The 16,261-nt window shown below is 61.2% G+C and carries 16 protein-coding genes and 1 tRNA gene; 14 read left to right on the top strand and 3 right to left on the bottom strand.

Features of this window, described 5'->3' with window-relative positions; translation table 11 throughout:
• The first annotated feature begins 116 nt into the window (after window positions 1-116).
• The 5 genes from ribF (at window position 117) to ispH (ending at window position 5,917) form a co-directional block, all read left to right on the top strand.
• Window positions 117-1,055, top strand: coding sequence for a bifunctional riboflavin kinase/FAD synthetase (gene ribF, locus AC07SI_RS02390; RefSeq protein WP_065900541.1), 939 nt, complete (start codon window positions 117-119; stop codon window positions 1,053-1,055).
• A gap of 14 nt (window positions 1,056-1,069) precedes the next feature.
• Entirely contained in the window at window positions 1,070-3,901 is a 2,832-nt protein-coding gene (gene ileS, locus AC07SI_RS02385; protein WP_065900543.1) for an isoleucine--tRNA ligase, read from the top strand.
• Window positions 3,894-4,403 (top strand): signal peptidase II, encoded by a 510-nt coding sequence (lspA, locus tag AC07SI_RS02380; RefSeq protein WP_065900545.1) that lies wholly within the window; start codon window positions 3,894-3,896, stop codon window positions 4,401-4,403. Before ileS ends, lspA begins: the two co-directional genes overlap by 8 nt.
• A gap of 7 nt (window positions 4,404-4,410) precedes the next feature.
• A complete protein-coding gene (fkpB, locus tag AC07SI_RS02375) occupies window positions 4,411-4,848 on the top strand; it encodes an FKBP-type peptidyl-prolyl cis-trans isomerase (RefSeq protein WP_173390393.1) in 438 nt (145 codons plus the stop codon).
• Between the two features lie 121 nt (window positions 4,849-4,969).
• Entirely contained in the window at window positions 4,970-5,917 is a 948-nt protein-coding gene (gene ispH / locus AC07SI_RS02370) for a 4-hydroxy-3-methylbut-2-enyl diphosphate reductase (protein WP_065900550.1), read from the top strand.
• Here the strand turns inward: ispH and AC07SI_RS02365 are convergent.
• On the bottom strand, window positions 5,871-6,452 hold the full coding sequence (locus AC07SI_RS02365; protein WP_213550624.1) for a GspH/FimT family pseudopilin: 582 nt from the start codon (window positions 6,450-6,452) through the stop codon (window positions 5,871-5,873). The two genes, ispH and AC07SI_RS02365, sit on opposite strands and share 47 nt — an antisense overlap.
• A 204-nt stretch (window positions 6,453-6,656) precedes the next feature.
• Here AC07SI_RS02365 and pilV point away from each other — a divergent pair, with 204 nt between their 5' ends.
• The 5 genes from pilV (at window position 6,657) to thiO (ending at window position 9,936) form a co-directional block, all read left to right on the top strand.
• Window positions 6,657-7,130 (top strand): type IV pilus modification protein PilV, encoded by a 474-nt coding sequence (gene pilV / locus AC07SI_RS02360; RefSeq protein WP_120447600.1) that lies wholly within the window; start codon window positions 6,657-6,659, stop codon window positions 7,128-7,130.
• Complete coding sequence (locus AC07SI_RS02355) at window positions 7,127-7,828, top strand: prepilin-type N-terminal cleavage/methylation domain-containing protein (RefSeq protein ID WP_201143514.1); 702 nt, start codon at window positions 7,127-7,129, stop codon at window positions 7,826-7,828. Before pilV ends, AC07SI_RS02355 begins: the two co-directional genes overlap by 4 nt.
• A 7-nt stretch (window positions 7,829-7,835) precedes the next feature.
• On the top strand, window positions 7,836-8,351 hold the full coding sequence (locus AC07SI_RS02350) for a pilus assembly PilX family protein (RefSeq protein WP_262135844.1): 516 nt from the start codon (window positions 7,836-7,838) through the stop codon (window positions 8,349-8,351).
• An 11-nt stretch (window positions 8,352-8,362) separates the two neighbouring features.
• A complete protein-coding gene (locus AC07SI_RS02345; RefSeq protein ID WP_106805190.1) occupies window positions 8,363-8,764 on the top strand; it encodes a type IV pilin protein in 402 nt (133 codons plus the stop codon).
• 62 nt (window positions 8,765-8,826) lie between these two features.
• Window positions 8,827-9,936, top strand: coding sequence for a glycine oxidase ThiO (thiO, locus tag AC07SI_RS02340; RefSeq protein WP_495004995.1), 1,110 nt, complete (start codon window positions 8,827-8,829; stop codon window positions 9,934-9,936).
• Here thiO and AC07SI_RS02335 read toward each other — a convergent pair.
• On the bottom strand, window positions 9,923-10,156 hold the full coding sequence (locus AC07SI_RS02335; RefSeq protein ID WP_065900562.1) for a PP0621 family protein: 234 nt from the start codon (window positions 10,154-10,156) through the stop codon (window positions 9,923-9,925). The genes thiO and AC07SI_RS02335 overlap by 14 nt on opposite strands.
• A 126-nt stretch (window positions 10,157-10,282) precedes the next feature.
• Window positions 10,283-11,308 carry an outer membrane protein assembly factor BamD gene (locus tag AC07SI_RS02330; protein WP_065900564.1) on the bottom strand — a complete coding sequence of 342 codons (1,026 nt, stop codon included), beginning with the start codon at window positions 11,306-11,308 and terminating at the stop codon, window positions 10,283-10,285.
• A gap of 149 nt (window positions 11,309-11,457) precedes the next feature.
• On the opposite strand from AC07SI_RS02330, the gene rluD reads away from it, so the two are divergent.
• The 4 genes from rluD to AC07SI_RS02310 all read left to right on the top strand — a co-directional run bounded on the left by rluD (window position 11,458) and on the right by AC07SI_RS02310 (window position 16,255).
• Complete coding sequence (gene rluD / locus AC07SI_RS02325) at window positions 11,458-12,420, top strand: 23S rRNA pseudouridine(1911/1915/1917) synthase RluD (protein WP_010213248.1); 963 nt, start codon at window positions 11,458-11,460, stop codon at window positions 12,418-12,420.
• Entirely contained in the window at window positions 12,417-13,142 is a 726-nt protein-coding gene (gene pgeF / locus AC07SI_RS02320) for a peptidoglycan editing factor PgeF (RefSeq protein WP_495004994.1), read from the top strand. The genes rluD and pgeF overlap by 4 nt, the downstream gene beginning before the upstream one ends.
• A gap of 170 nt (window positions 13,143-13,312) precedes the next feature.
• The gene (gene clpB, locus AC07SI_RS02315) at window positions 13,313-15,877 is read left to right on the top strand and encodes an ATP-dependent chaperone ClpB (protein WP_065900568.1); all 2,565 of its coding nucleotides are present in this window, start codon (window positions 13,313-13,315) and stop codon (window positions 15,875-15,877) included.
• Window positions 15,878-16,179: 302 nt separating this feature from the next.
• Window positions 16,180-16,255, top strand: a tRNA-Asn gene (locus tag AC07SI_RS02310).
• Window positions 16,256-16,261: the final 6 nt, after the last annotated feature.

Genomic DNA, 16,261 nt, shown 5'->3' with positions numbered 1-16,261 from the left:
GTTTGCCGCGATAAAACGGTTGTTTTATCGATTCGATCCATTTGGCCTGCGCTGTTGCCTGTCGTCCGGGGCCGGGTGTGGTTATAATCGACCACTTTATGAGCAAGAAGCGCGTTATGCAGCTGGTTCGAGGTCTCCACAACCTGCGCCCCCAGCATCGGGGCTGCGTCGCCACTATTGGCAACTTTGACGGTGTTCACCGTGGCCACCAGGCTATCCTGGCCAGGCTGCGCGAGCGTGCGGTCGAGTTGGGCGTGCCCAGCTGCGTGGTGATTTTTGAGCCACAGCCGCGGGAATACTTTACCCCCGAAACGGCGCCGGCCCGTCTGGCCCGCCTGCGGGACAAACTGCAATTGCTGGCCGAAGAAGGCGTGGACCGCGTCCTGTGCCTGGCCTTCAACCAGCGTTTGCAGAGCCTCAGCGCTGCCGAGTTCGTCGACCGGATCCTTGTCGATGGCCTGGGCGTGCAGCACCTGGAGGTCGGTGACGACTTCCGTTTCGGCTGCGACCGCGTCGGCGATTTCGATTTCCTGCAACACGCCGGTATCACCCAGGGTTTCACCGTCGAAGCCGCGCAAACCGTCGAGTTGGACGGCCTGCGCGTGAGCAGCACCCAGGTGCGTAATGCCCTGGCCGCTGCCGACTTCGCCCTGGCCGAGCGTTTGCTCGGTCGCCCGTTCCGCATTGCCGGACGGGTACTGCACGGCCAGAAGCTGGCGCGCCAATTGGGCACGCCAACCGCCAACGTGCAACTCAAGCGCCGTCGTGTGCCGCTGACCGGGGTTTACCTGGTGAGCGTCGACATCGATGGCCAATCGTGGCCAGGAGTCGCCAACATAGGCGTCAGGCCCACGGTTGCAGGTGATGGCAAGGCCCACCTGGAAGTTCACCTTTTGGATTTTGCCGGTGATTTGTATGACCGGCGTTTGACGGTGGTTTTCCACCAGAAGCTGCGTGAAGAGCAGCGTTTCGCCTCGCTTGAGGCGTTGAAAACGGCGATCAATGCGGATGTCGCCGCCGCCCGTGCACTAGCCGCACCTAGCGCCCATCGCTAACCGAAGAGCCTTAAATGACCGACTATAAAGCCACGCTAAACCTTCCGGACACCGCCTTCCCAATGAAGGCCGGCCTGCCACAGCGCGAACCGCAGATCCTGCAGCGCTGGGACAGTATTGGCCTGTACGGAAAGTTGCGCGAAATTGGCAAGGATCGTCCGAAGTTCGTCCTGCACGACGGCCCTCCTTATGCCAACGGCACGATTCACATCGGTCATGCGCTGAACAAGATTCTCAAGGACATGATCCTGCGCTCGAAAACCCTTTCCGGTTTCGACGCGCCGTATGTCCCTGGCTGGGACTGCCACGGCCTGCCGATCGAACACAAAGTCGAAGTGACCTACGGCAAGAACCTGGGCGCGGATAAAACCCGCGAACTGTGCCGTGCCTACGCCACCGAGCAGATCGAAGGGCAGAAGTCCGAATTCATCCGCCTGGGCGTGCTCGGCGAGTGGGACAACCCGTACAAGACCATGAACTTCAAGAACGAGGCCGGTGAAATCCGTGCCTTGGCCGAAATCGTCAAGGGCGGTTTCGTGTTCAAGGGCCTCAAGCCGGTGAACTGGTGTTTCGACTGCGGCTCGGCCCTGGCTGAAGCGGAAGTCGAGTACGAAGACAAGAAGTCCTCGACCATCGACGTGGCCTTCCCGATTGCCGACGACGCCAAGCTGGCCGAGGCCTTTGGCCTGGCAAGCCTGAGCAAGCCCGCAGCCATCGTGATCTGGACCACCACCCCGTGGACCATCCCGGCCAACCAGGCGCTGAACGTGCACCCGGAATTCACCTACGCCCTGGTGGACGTCGGTGATCGCCTGCTGGTGCTGGCCGAGGAAATGGTCGAGGCCTGCCTGGCGCGTTATGAGCTGCAAGGTGCGGTGATCGCCACCACCACTGGCTCCGCGCTGGAGCTGATCAATTTCCGTCACCCGTTCTATGACCGCCTGTCGCCGGTGTACCTGGCTGACTACGTCGAACTGGGTTCGGGTACTGGCATTGTTCACTGCTCGCCAGCGTATGGCGTGGACGACTTTGTCATCTGCAAGAAATACGGCCTGGTCAACGACGACATCATCAACCCGGTGCAAAGCAACGGCGTCTACGTGCCTTCGCTCGAATTCTTCGGCGGCCAGTTCATCTTCAAGGCCGACCAGCCGATCATCGACAAGCTGCGCGAAGTCGGTGCGCTGATGCAGACCGACACCATCAAGCACAGCTACATGCACTGCTGGCGCCACAAGACCCCGCTGATCTACCGCGCCACCGCGCAGTGGTTTATCGGCATGGACAAAGAGCCGACCAGCGGCGACACCCTGCGTGTCCGTTCGCTCAAAGCCATCGAAGACACCAAGTTCGTCCCGGCCTGGGGCCAGGCGCGCCTGCACTCGATGATCGCCAATCGCCCGGACTGGTGCATCTCCCGCCAGCGTAACTGGGGCGTGCCGATCCCGTTTTTCCTCAACAAGGAAAGCGGCGAGCTGCATCCGCGTACCGTCGAACTGATGGAAGAAGTGGCCCAGCGCGTTGAACAGGAAGGCATTGAAGCCTGGTTCAAGCTGGACGCTGCCGAACTGCTGGGCGACGAAGCGCCGCTGTACGACAAGATCAGCGACACCCTCGACGTCTGGTTCGATTCGGGTACCACCCACTGGCACGTGCTGCGCGGCTCGCACCCGATGGGCCACGCGAGCGGCCCGCGCGCCGACCTGTACCTGGAAGGCTCGGACCAACACCGTGGCTGGTTCCACTCCTCGTTGCTGACGGGTTGTGCCATCGACAACCACGCACCGTATCGCGAATTGCTGACCCACGGCTTCACCGTCGACGAGACGGGTCGCAAGATGTCCAAGTCGCTGAAGAACGTGATCGAGCCGAAAAAGATCAACGACACCCTGGGCGCCGATATCATGCGCCTGTGGGTCGCGTCGACCGACTACTCGGGCGAAATCGCCGTGTCGGACCAGATCCTGCAGCGTAGCGCCGATGCCTACCGCCGGATCCGTAATACCGCACGCTTCCTGCTGTCGAACCTGACCGGTTTCAACCCGGCCACCGACATCCTGCCGGCCGAGGACATGCTCGCCCTGGACCGTTGGGCCGTGGACCGTACCCTGTTGCTGCAACGCGAGTTGCAGGAACACTACGGCGAATACCGCTTCTGGAACGTCTACTCGAAGATCCACAACTTCTGCGTGCAGGAGCTGGGTGGTTTCTACCTCGACATCATCAAGGACCGCCAGTACACCACCGGCGCCAACAGCAAGGCACGCCGCTCGGCGCAGACCGCGCTGTATCACATCTCCGAAGCGCTGGTGCGCTGGATCGCACCGATCCTGGCCTTCACCGCCGACGAACTGTGGGAATACCTGCCGGGCGAGCGTAACGAATCGGTGATGCTCAACACCTGGTACGAAGGCCTGACCGAACTGCCGGCCGACTTCGAACTAGGCCGTGAGTACTGGGAAGGCGTGATGGCCGTGAAGGTTGCGGTGAACAAGGAGCTGGAAGTGCAGCGTGCGGCCAAGGCCGTCGGTGGCAACCTGCAAGCCGAAGTCACCCTGTTTGCCGAGGAAGGCCTGACCGCTGACCTGGCCAAGCTGAGCAACGAGCTGCGCTTCGTGCTGATCACCTCGACCGCGAGCCTGGCACCTTTTGCCCAGGCGCCGGCCGATGCCGTGGCCACTGAAGTGCCGGGCCTCAAGCTCAAAGTCGTCAAGTCGGCCTTCCCCAAGTGCGCCCGTTGCTGGCACTGCCGTGAAGATGTCGGCGTGAACCCTGAGCATCCGGAAATCTGCGGCCGTTGCGTGGATAACATCAGCGGTACTGGCGAGGTTCGCCACTATGCCTAACGCCAGTCGTTTCGGACGTCTGGGCTGGCTCGTACTGAGCGTGCTGGTCCTGGTCATCGACCAGGTCAGCAAGGCTCATTTCGAAGGCTCGCTGGAGATGTTCCAGCAGATCGTGGTGATCCCGGATTACTTCAGCTGGACCTTGGCCTACAACACCGGCGCCGCTTTCAGCTTCCTGGCTGACAGTGGCGGTTGGCAGCGCTGGCTGTTCGCCCTGATCGCCGTGGTGGTCAGTGCGGTGCTGGTGGTCTGGCTCAAACGCCTGGGCCGCGATGACACCTGGCTCGCCATCGCCCTGGCGCTGGTGCTGGGTGGCGCGCTCGGCAACCTGTACGACCGCATTGCCCTGGGCCATGTGATCGACTTCATTCTGGTGCATTGGCAGAACCGCTGGTATTTCCCGGCATTCAACTTCGCCGACAGCGCCATCACCGTCGGTGCAATCATGCTGGCGTTGGATATGTTCAAGAGCAAGAAAACCGGAGAGACCGTCAATGACTGATCAGGTATTGGCTGAGCAACGCATCGGCCAGAACACGGAAGTCACTTTGCATTTCGCACTGCGCCTGGAGAATGGCGACACGGTCGACAGTACGTTCGACAAAGCCCCGGCGACCTTCAAGGTCGGCGACGGCAACCTGCTGCCGGGTTTTGAAGCAGCCCTGTTCGGTTTCAAGGCCGGCGACAAGCGCACCCTGCAGATCCTGCCGGAAAACGCTTTTGGCCAGCCCAACCCGCAAAACGTGCAGATCATCCCGCGTTCGCAGTTCCAGGACATGGATCTGTCGGAAGGCCTGTTGGTGATCTTCAACGACGCGGCGAATACCGAGCTGCCGGGTGTGGTCAAAACCTTCGATGACGCGCAAGTGACCATCGACTTCAACCACCCGTTGGCCGGTAAAACCTTGACGTTCGACGTTGAAATCATCGACGTTAAAGCAATCTGACCGACAAAACCGGTTCCTGTAGGAGCTGGCTTGCCTGCGATTGCATCCACTCGGGTTGCCTTCTACACCAAGTCGACTGCATCGCAGGCAAGCCAGCTCCTACAAAGACACGAGGCACAGCATGCAAATCAAACTCGCCAACCCGCGTGGCTTCTGCGCCGGCGTGGACCGGGCGATCGAAATCGTCAATCGCGCCCTGGAAGTCTTCGGGCCGCCGATTTACGTGCGCCATGAAGTCGTCCACAACAAATTCGTGGTCGAAGACCTGCGCGCGCGCGGTGCCATCTTCGTCGAAGAGCTGGACCAGGTGCCGGACGACGTTATTGTCATCTTCAGCGCCCACGGTGTTTCCCAGGCGGTGCGTACCGAAGCGGCAGGCCGTGGCCTGAAAGTATTCGATGCCACCTGTCCACTGGTCACCAAGGTGCATATCGAGGTCGCGCGCTACAGCCGTGACGGCCGTGAATGCATCCTCATCGGCCACGCCGGGCACCCTGAAGTCGAAGGCACCATGGGGCAGTACGACGCCAGCAACGGCGGCGCCATCTACCTGGTGGAAGACGAGAAAGACGTCGCCAACCTGCAGGTGCGCAACCCCGAGCGTTTGGCCTTCGTGACCCAGACCACCTTGTCCATGGACGATACCAGCCGCGTGATCGACGCGTTGCGCAGCCGCTTTCCGGCCATTGGCGGACCACGCAAGGACGACATCTGCTACGCCACCCAGAACCGCCAGGATGCCGTTAAGCAACTGGCCAATGAGTGCGACGTCGTGCTGGTGGTCGGCAGCCCTAACAGCTCCAACTCCAACCGCCTGCGCGAGTTGGCTGAGCGCATGGCGACACCGGCGTACCTGATCGACGGTGCAGAGGACATGCAGCGCAGCTGGTTCGATGGCGTCGAGCGAATTGGTATTACTGCGGGCGCTTCGGCCCCGGAAGTGCTGGTGCGCGGTGTTATCCAGCAGTTGCATGCCTGGGGCGCTACCGGCGCGGATGAATTGGCCGGTCGTGAAGAGAACATCACTTTCTCCATGCCCAAGGAGCTGCGGGTTCGCTCGCTGCTCTGAATGCCAGGGTGCCGGAGTAGCTCCGGCACAACGCCTGCTCGGCCCTGTCGCTGCGCAGGCTGATGCGCCCGCTGGGGGCCAGCACTATCTGGTGCAGGCTCTGAGCCTCGTCCGTCGCGCACACGTGCACGGTACCGGCACGGAATCCCCCACCTGAAAATACCGGTTCACCCAACCCGCTGAAGCGAACCTGGCTCTTGACCGGCCCATTGCCCACGATCGCTACTTGCCCGCTGTCCTGGCGCTCCAGCAGCACGGGGTTGTCGTCGTCCAGATGGCCGCGTCCACTCACATCCACTATCACCCGCCAACCCTGGCTCCAGTCGTCTTCGCGTGCGTGAATCACCACCGCCTGGTTGCGTGCAATGGCTTGCGTGCGTGCAAAGCGCAGCGCGCTCGCCAGCGATTGTGCGGCACTTTGTCGTTGCTGGGACGCCAGCAGGTGCTTGAAATTGGGCACCGCCAGGTGCGCCAGGATGCTGCTCACGATCAGCCCGAGCAGCAGTTCGATCAGGGTAAAACCGCGTTGTCGCATGTGCTGTCCCTCCGTGGACCCGATTCAGTGTTGGGGTGCTGCCGTAGGTATAGCGCCACGTCGGCGGTAACGGATGATGGCCTTCATGTCCAAAGTATTTCCCTTTGTTCCCGCAGCAGCGCGGGCTGAAAACCGACGCTAGTCTTGGGCCGCACAGCAGGATTTTCCTGCTTCCCTTGGCCTTCGACACGGATGACGACGGTAATGCTTGCCTGTCCGACTACCTGCTTTTTTAATGCCGCGCCCAGGCGCCAGGGCGGCACTACATTGGTCGAGGTGCTGATGGCGGTGCTGATTCTCGCCGTCGGCCTGCTGGGTGCGGCAGTGATCCAATTGAACGCGCTCAAGTACACCGACAGTTCACGGATGACCAGCCAGGCCAGTTTCATCGCCTACGACATGCTCGACCGAATTCGCGCCAATGCCGGTGCCGATTACGCTTGGCGCGCCGGGGCGAGCGTGCCGGCCAGTACCGCAAACGCCAGCGTGCGCGATCTGGATCTGCATGACTTCGAGGCGAATATTCGCGGTTTCGCCGGGGAGAGCGCGACGGGTTCTGTGGTGATCGGCGCCAATGAGGTGACTGTCAGCATCAGTTGGAGCGATCAACGCGGCACGCATACCCCGGGTGCGCGCGAAACCTTCACCCTGACCAGTCGCATGGAGGCCGCACAGTGAGGAGGGGCGCACGCGGTTTCAGCCTGGTGGAATTATTGTTGGCCCTGGCCGTCGGGCTGGTGCTGATCCTCGGCGTCAGCCAGGTGGCGATCAGCTCGCGAACGACCTCTGCCAGTCAGCAGGCGGCGATGTTGCTGCAGGATGATGCGCGGTTTGCCCTGGGCAAGTTGATCCAGGACATTCGCCAGGCCGGCATGTTTGGCTGCCTGGCGACAGCGTTTATCGAGAATGCCCCGCCGGCCTTTGATCGGCCTGTCGCCTGGAGTGCCGTGGGCGCCTCAAAGTCGCTGACGTTGATCACCGCTGATATCGCAGGTGGCAAGCCCGACTGGACAGTGCTGTCCGACTGCACCGGCACTGCCCATGCCTACTCCGCCAGCGCACCTGCGCCAACGCCTGGGCAAATCTCTTTTGCGCTACGCCAGCTTACCTACACCTTTGAGGCGGGGCAGTTGAAGGTCAGCACGCCCGCTGCGCCGGCCAAGGCGGTGCTGGTGGATAACGTGCAGCGTTTCGAAATCAGTTTTGGCATGGCTGACAGGTTGGACTCATTGACGGTGGCGCGCTACGACGACAGCCCGGTCGACGCTGCCTTGATACGCAGCGTGCGCATCCTGATGACGCTGCAAGACCCGACCGGCCGGGTCAAGGATCAAACCTACAGCGTCGCGGCGGCGCTGCGAAACCGTGTGGGGTAGGGCTGCCATGGTGTTTTCTCGTCAAGGCGGCATGGTGCTGTTGATCAGCTTAGTGTTTCTGCTGCTGTTGTCGCTGGTCGGTTTGTCATCGATGCAAATGGCTGTGACTCAGCAAAAGATCGCCGCGAGCCTCTGGCATCGCAACCAGTCACTTCAGACGGCTGAAAGTGGCTTGAGGCTGGGTGAGTCAAGGGTGCAGCGGGAGTTTGCGGGGTTGGCGCCGTGCCAATCGTTCGTCACCTGTGCACCACCCGGTGAGGCGTTCTCGGTGACAGGTGCTGGCGTGAATCCGGTGTCGGGCGTGAATTGGGCCGGCCTGAAAAGTGGTCTCTACGGTGTGCAATCCCTGGGGACTGGCGTGGGGGTGGCGCATTTGCCGGCGCAAACCCCGGCCACCTTGTACCGAGTGACCGCGGTCGGGTTCAGTGGCCAATCGCGTACGGTGCTGGAGAGTGTGTATGTGCGGGTAGAGGAGGACGGGCGGTCGTGGTTTCGGCGAGTGGCCTGGCGACAACTTCAATAAGGAGTAGAGGGATGGACATGGATAGCCAGGGTTTTACCCTGATCGAGTTACTGATCGCCGTGGCGATCATCGCGCTTCTGGCCGGTATCGCTTACCCCGGGTACGCCGGTCATGTGAAAAAAGTCTATCGCGCCGAGATCGTCGCGCTGTTGACCGAGCAGGCTCAGTACCTGGAGCGCTTTTATGCGAGGAACGGTACTTTTATTGACGCAAGCGGCGTCAGTACGGGCAATGATCGCTATAGAATCACCGCAGCATTGAACCCTCAGGATTACCGCCTGGTGGCTACGCCTGCCGTCGACTCGGGAATGGCCGGCGATCCCTGCGGTGACTTCAGCCTGACCAGCAGCGGTGCGCGGGCCAACCCTGGCGCCGCACCCGCCATGTCGCGCAAGACATGCTGGGGGCAATGATGAGAGTGCTGGATGATTGGGCGCCGGGTGCGCTTGTTCCTATTTATCGGCTGGATCAAATGATGGCTAAGCAACAGCAAGTGGTGATTGTCGGTGGCGGTGTTATCGGCTTGTTGACGGCGTACAACCTGGCGACGCAAGGGCAGGCGGTGGTGCTGCTGGAGCGCGCGGGCGTGGGGCAGGAGTCTTCCTGGGCCGGCGGTGGCATTGTTTCGCCCTTGTACCCATGGCGCTACAGCCCGGCGGTCACTGCGCTGGCCCATTGGTCCCAGGATTTTTATCCACAGCTGGCCGATCGGCTGTTTGCAGCCACGGGCGTTGACCCGGAGGTGCACACCACCGGGTTGTACTGGCTCGATCTGGATGATGAAGCCGAGGCCCTGGCCTGGGCGGCACGTGAAGGCCGGCCGTTGAGCAAAGTGGATGTGTCCGCTGCCCACGATGCCGTCCCGGTACTGGGCGGCGGCTATGCCCGGGCGATCTACATGGCCAACGTGGCCAATGTACGCAACCCGCGGCTGGTCAAATCGCTCAAGGCGGCGCTGTTGGCGTTGCCGGGTGTGACGATTCACGAGCAATGCGAGGTGGCCGGTTTTATCCTCGAGGATGGTGATGTCGTGGGCGTGAACACGGCGGATGGCCCGATCCATGGCGATCAGGTCGTGCTGGCGGCGGGGGCGTGGAGTGGTCAGCTGCTCGGTACGCTGGGGTTGGCGCTGCCGGTGGAGCCGGTCAAGGGACAGATGATTCTGTACAAATGCGCCTCGGATTTCCTCTCGAGCATGGTCCTGGCCAAGGGGCGCTATGCGATTCCCCGGCGCGACGGGCACATCCTGATCGGCAGCACCCTGGAACATGAAGGCTTCGACAAGACGCCTACCGACACTGCGCTGGAAAGCTTGAAGGCGTCGGCGGTGGAGCTGATTCCAGCCTTGGCAGATGCCGAAGTGGTGGGGCACTGGGCCGGTTTACGCCCCGGCTCTCCGGAAGGTATTCCGTATATCGGCCAGGTACCGGGTTTCAATGGGCTATGGCTCAACTGCGGGCATTACCGCAATGGCCTGGTGCTGGCGCCGGCGTCCTGCCAGCTGTTTGCGGATTTGTTGCTGGAGCGAGCGCCGATCATTGATCCAGCGCCCTACGCGCCCGCTGGTCGCCTCAACGCTGGATAGACTTCGGCCCCTGTTCCAGATGCGCCTGGGTGCAATACCACTCCTGGCGTGAGCTGAGGGCGCGGTCCTGCGGGAGGTGCACGCCGCAATGTGCGCAGCGCACCATCAGGGCTGCGCCCGGTTCGCCGGGGCGTTGCTGTCTGGCGGTCGGGCTTTTGAATTTGCGCCAGAACCATACCGCGGCAGCAATGACGGCAATCCAGAACAGTAGACGAACCATGATGGGCAGTTTCTCGATAAGTAATGCGCCAGTTTAGCCAAGGACGCGACAGGCGCACAGCGCAATAATGCTGGTGCATAAAAAAGGGAGCCCCGTGGGGCTCCCTTTTGCGTTGCGTCGACTGAATCAGTCGAACACACCGAAGGTCATGTAGCTGAACCACGAGCGGTCCTGGTTGTTGCCCAGGGCCTGCGGCTCTTGCTCTTCGATCACGTCGCCGTTCTCGTCGTGTGGCTTGAGGTCCGAAGGGATCGCGTCCTTGGCGTCCTGGTACTGCTTGATCACGTCCTGGTTGGCGCGGGTTTCGCCCGGCGGCAGCGGCGGACGGGACTCGATCAGGCCCAGGGTGTACTTGCTCAGCCACGAACGGTTGTCGGCTTCGGCAACCTGAGGCACGAACTGGCCGTCCTTCAGGCTTGGGTGGTCAGGGTAGTTGAGCTTGAGGGTTTCCAGGCTGGTGCTGGCCAGTTCATCCAGGTGCAGGCGCTGGTAAGCCTCTGTCATCACTGCCAGGCCATCACCGACCGAAGGCGTTTCCTGGAAGTTTTCCACGACATAACGACCACGGTTGGCTGCCGCTACATAAGCCTGACGGGTCAGGTAGTAGTGAGCCACGTGAATCTCGTAGGAAGCCAGCAGGTTGCGCAGGTAGATCATGCGCTGCTTGGCGTCCGGCGCGTAGCGGCTGTTGGGGAAGCGGCTGGTCAGCTGGGCGAACTCGTTGTAGGAGTCGCGGGCAGCGCCCGGGTCACGCTTGGTCATGTCCAGCGGCAGGAAGCGCGCCAGCAGGCCGACGTCCTGGTCGAACGAGGTCAGGCCCTTCATGTAGTAGGCGTAGTCGACGTTCGGGTGCTGCGGGTGCAGGCGGATGAAACGCTCGGCGGCGGACTTGGCAGCTTCCGGCTCGGCGTTCTTGTAGTTGGCGTAGATCAGCTCGAGCTGGGCCTGGTCGGCGTAGCGCCCGAACGGATAGCGCGACTCCAGTGCCTTCAGCTTCGCTGTGGCGCTGGTGTAGCTATTATTGTCCAAGTCTTTCTGAGCCAGTTGGTACAACTCGACTTCGCTCAGGTTTTCGTCGACGACTTCCTTTGTTGACGAGCAAGCAGCAGTCATGGCGAGGATGGCGATCAGCAGCAGGTGTTTCACTTGCATGGCGGCTTGCGTCCCTATGACGGCCGCTGTCTTGGGCGGGGCCGTCCTGTTATGATGAGCGCCCCGTTGAAAGCCTCGGGGCAAAAGACGCCGTATTTAACCACAAGCGCGCAGCCGAAACCAAAGGCTGTGCCACGCCTAGTCTGAGCATGTCCGATAAAATTGAACTTCGCGCAGAGGTGCCGTCCGAATTGGGCGGCCAACGCCTCGATCAAGTCGCCGCACAATTATTCGCTGAGCACTCGCGCTCGCGCCTTTCCGCCTGGATCAAAGACGGCCGCCTGACTGTGGATGGAGCGGTTATCCGCCCGCGAGACATAGTGCATGGCGGTGCGATTCTTGAGCTGACTGCCGAGCAGGAAGCCCAGGGAGAATGGGTCGCCCAGGACATCGAGCTGGATATCGTCTATGAAGACGACGACATCCTGGTCATCAACAAACCCGCAGGCCTGGTGGTTCACCCGGCGGCCGGGCACGCTGATGGCACCTTGCTCAATGCCCTGTTGCACCACGTGCCGGACATCATCAATGTCCCGCGTTGTGGCATCGTGCACCGCCTGGACAAGGACACCACCGGCCTGATGGTGGTGGCCAAGACCATCCAGGCACAGACACAGCTGGTGACGCAATTGCAGAGCCGCAGTGTCAGCCGGATCTACGAGTGCATCGTGATCGGTGTAGTGGTGGCGGGTGGCAAGATCAACGCCCCAATCGGTCGCCACGGCCAGCAGCGCCAGCGTATGGCGGTAATGGAAGGTGGCAAGCAGGCTGTCAGCCACTACCGTGTGCTGGAGCGTTTCCGGTCCCACACCCATGTGCGGGTCAAGCTGGAAACCGGGCGTACCCACCAGATTCGTGTGCACATGGCCCACATCAACTTCCCGTTGGTCGGCGACCCGGCCTACGGTGGCCGCTTCCGCATTCCGCCGGCGGCCAGTGCGACCATGGTTGATTCGCTGAAAAACTTCCCGCGCCAGGCACTGCATGCACGTTTCCTGGAGCTGGATCATCCGACGAGCGGTAAGCGGATGAGCTGGGAATCGCCTCTTCCAGACGATCTGGTCTGGTTGTTGTCGCTGCTCAAGCAGGATCGCGAGGCGTTTATCGGATGAGTGACTGGCTGATTCCTGACTGGCCCGCGCCGGCTCAGGTCAAGGCCTGCGTCACCACCCGTGCGGGCGGCGTCAGCCTGGCGCCGTTCGACAGTCTCAACCTGGGCGATCATGTCGAGGACAGCCTGGAGGCTGTACTCGAAAACCGCCGTCGCCTCACTGATGCCTTTGATATCCAGCCCGCCTGGCTGCGTCAGGTCCATGGGGTGAAGGTGGTCGAGGCGAATCCTGGAGTGACCGCCGAAGCCGATGGCAGTTGGAGCAGTACGCCCGGCATCGCCTGCACGTCCATGACCGCCGATTGCCTGCCCGCATTATTCTGCAACCGTGCTGGCACGCGTGTCGCAGCAGCCCATGCCGGCTGGCGTGGCCTGGCAGCGGGTGTGCTCGAAGCCGCTTTCGAAAGCCTGGATACCGATCCCGGTGAGGTGTTGGTGTGGCTGGGCCCGGCCATCGGTCCACAGGCCTTTGAGGTCGGCCCGGAAGTGCGTGAGGCCTTTCTGCAGCAACTGCCGGTTGCCGACGAAGCCTTTGTGCCGAGCCGCAATCCCGGCAAGTTCATGGCCGATATCTACCAGTTGGCCCGCCTGCGCCTGGCGGCACGTGGCATCACCGCGGTTTATGGGGGCGGCTTCTGCACCGTCACTGACCCGCGCTTCTTTTCTTACCGGCGCAGCCCCCGCACCGGTCGTTTTGCCTCCCTTATCTGGCTTGAGCGCTAGACTCTGTTGATCTGGGTCAACACTGATCCATATCAACCGTCGGTCGCTTGAATCTTCCAGAATCCACCCCATCTATAGGGGTATCTGGCAGGTTTCTTCATTCAGGATGTGTTTATCGCGAGCAAGCTCGCTCGCACATAGCTCCGGCCTGCTCAAAAGGAAGGTGACTAATGCGTATAGATCGTTTAACCAGCAAATTGCAGTTGGCCTTATCGGACTCTCAATCGTTGGCGGTGGGCCTCGACCACCCGGCCATCGAGCCTGCGCACTTGATGCAGGCGCTTCTGGATCAGCAAGGTGGTTCTATCAAGCCCTTGCTGATGCAGGTGGGCTTTGACGTCAACAGCCTGCGCAAGGAGTTGAGCAAAGAGCTCGACCAACTGCCGAAAATCCAAAACCCTACCGGCGACGTGAATATGTCGCAGGACCTGGCACGTCTGCTCAACCAGGCCGATCGCCTGGCCCAGCAGAAAGGTGACCAGTTCATTTCCAGCGAGCTGGTATTGCTCGCCGCCATGGACGACAACAGCAAGCTTGGCAAATTGTTGCTGGGCCAGGGCGTGAGCAAGAAAGCCCTGGAGAACGCCATCAACAACCTGCGCGGCGGCGAGGCGGTCAACGACCCCAACCATGAGGAGTCGCGCCAGGCCCTGGACAAGTACACCGTCGACCTGACCAAGCGCGCCGAAGAAGGCAAGCTGGATCCGGTGATCGGCCGTGACGATGAGATTCGTCGCACCATCCAGGTCCTGCAGCGTCGCACCAAGAACAACCCGGTGCTGATCGGCGAGCCTGGCGTGGGTAAAACCGCGATTGCCGAAGGCCTGGCCCAGCGCATCATCAACGGTGAAGTGCCGGACGGCCTCAAAGGCAAGCGCCTGTTGTCCCTGGACATGGGCTCGCTGATCGCCGGTGCCAAGTTCCGTGGTGAATTCGAAGAGCGCCTCAAATCCCTGTTGAACGAGCTGTCGAAGCAGGAAGGGCAGATCATTCTGTTTATCGACGAACTGCACACCATGGTCGGCGCCGGTAAAGGCGAAGGCTCGATGGACGCAGGCAACATGCTCAAGCCCGCATTGGCGCGGGGTGAGTTGCATTGTGTGGGTGCCACGACGCTCAACGAGTACCGCCAGTACATCGAGAAAGACGCAGCCCTGGAGCGGCGTTTCCAGAAAGTGCTGGTGGAAGAACCGAGCGAAGAAGACACCATCGCGATCCTGCGTGGCCTGAAAGAACGCTATGAGGTCCACCATAAGGTGGCGATTACCGACGGCGCGATCATTGCGGCGGCCAAATTGAGCCATCGCTATATCACTGACCGGCAGTTGCCGGACAAGGCCATCGACCTGATCGACGAAGCGGCCAGCCGCATCCGCATGGAGATCGACTCCAAGCCGGAAGTGCTCGACCGTCTGGATCGGCGCCTGATTCAACTGAAAGTCGAATCCCAGGCCCTGAAGAAAGAAGAGGACGATGCGGCGAAGAAACGCCTGGAAAAACTCCAGGAAGAAATCGTCCGCCTCGAACGCGAATACTCGGACCTCGAAGAAATCTGGACCTCGGAAAAGGCTGAAGTACAGGGCTCTGCCCAGATCCAGCAAAAGATCGAGCAGTCGCGTCAGGAGTTGGAAGCGGCGCGCCGTAAAGGCGACCTGAACCGCATGGCCGAGTTGCAGTACGGGGTAATCCCGGACCTGGAACGCAGCCTGCAGATGGTCGACCAGCATGGCCACAGCGAGAACCAGCTGCTGCGCAGCAAGGTGACCGAGGAGGAAATTGCCGAGGTTGTCTCCAAGTGGACCGGCATCCCGGTGTCGAAGATGCTCGAAGGCGAGCGCGACAAGTTGCTGAAGATGGAGCACCTGTTGCACCAACGCGTCATCGGCCAGGAAGAGGCGGTGGTCGCGGTGTCCAACGCGGTGCGGCGTTCCCGGGCCGGCTTGTCCGACCCGAACCGCCCAAGCGGCTCGTTCATGTTCCTCGGCCCGACCGGCGTGGGCAAGACCGAGCTGTGCAAGGCCTTGGCCGAGTTCCTCTTTGATACCGAAGAGGCCATGGTGCGGATCGATATGTCCGAATTCATGGAGAAGCACTCGGTGGCCCGCTTGATCGGTGCGCCACCAGGCTATGTGGGCTACGAGGAGGGCGGTTACCTGACCGAAGCCGTGCGGCGCAAGCCTTACTCGGTGATCCTGCTGGACGAGGTCGAGAAGGCCCACCCGGATGTGTTCAACATCCTGCTGCAGGTGCTCGAAGATGGCCGTCTGACGGACAGCCACGGGCGTACCGTGGACTTCCGCAATACGGTGATCGTGATGACCTCCAACCTGGGCTCGGCGCAGATCCAGGAGTTGGTAGGTGATCGCGAAGCGCAGCGTGCTGCGGTGATGGACGCACTGACCACGCACTTCCGTCCGGAATTTATCAACCGGGTCGATGAAGTGGTGATCTTCGAGCCTTTGGCGCGGGATCAGATCGCGGGCATTACCGAGATCCAGTTGGGTCGCCTGCGTGGCCGCCTGGCCGAGCGCGAGCTGTCGCTGGAGCTGAGCCGAGAGGCGTTGGACAAACTGATCGCGGTCGGTTACGACCCGGTGTATGGCGCACGGCCGTTGAAGCGTGCGATCCAGCGCTGGATCGAAAACCCGCTGGCGCAGTTGATCCTGTCGGGCAGCTTCATGCCAGGCACCAGCGTCACGGCGACGGTGGAAAACGACGAAATCGTCTTCCACTGAGCCCGGCCTGTATGGCGATAAGAGGAGGCCCCGCATTGCGGGGCCTTTTTTTTCGATAGGGCGTTGAACTGTAAGGCAAAGGCTTGTAAAGTGCGCCCCGCAGCAACGTCAGCCCACGGGTTTCTTCTCCCCAAGAAGAAATCAGAAAGAAGCGCAAATCATTGTCTTAAAAGCAATTTAAAGGGTTGACAGGGGTTTTTAAGATTGTAGAATAGCGCGCCTCAGAGACATGAACGTAGCGATACGGACGGGTCGAAGAGAAGGTTACACCGCAGCAAAAGTTGTACTTTGAAATATGTAGTTCCGTGATAGCTCAGTCGGTAGAGCAAATGACTGTTAATCATTGGGTCCCAGGTTCGAGTCCTGGTCACGGAGCCAATTTCA

This window comes from Pseudomonas sp. GW821-FHT05D12 (genome assembly GCF_059419825.1).
Note: the sequence above shows the minus strand (reverse complement) of the source record. Positions and strands in the feature narration are given on the sequence as shown.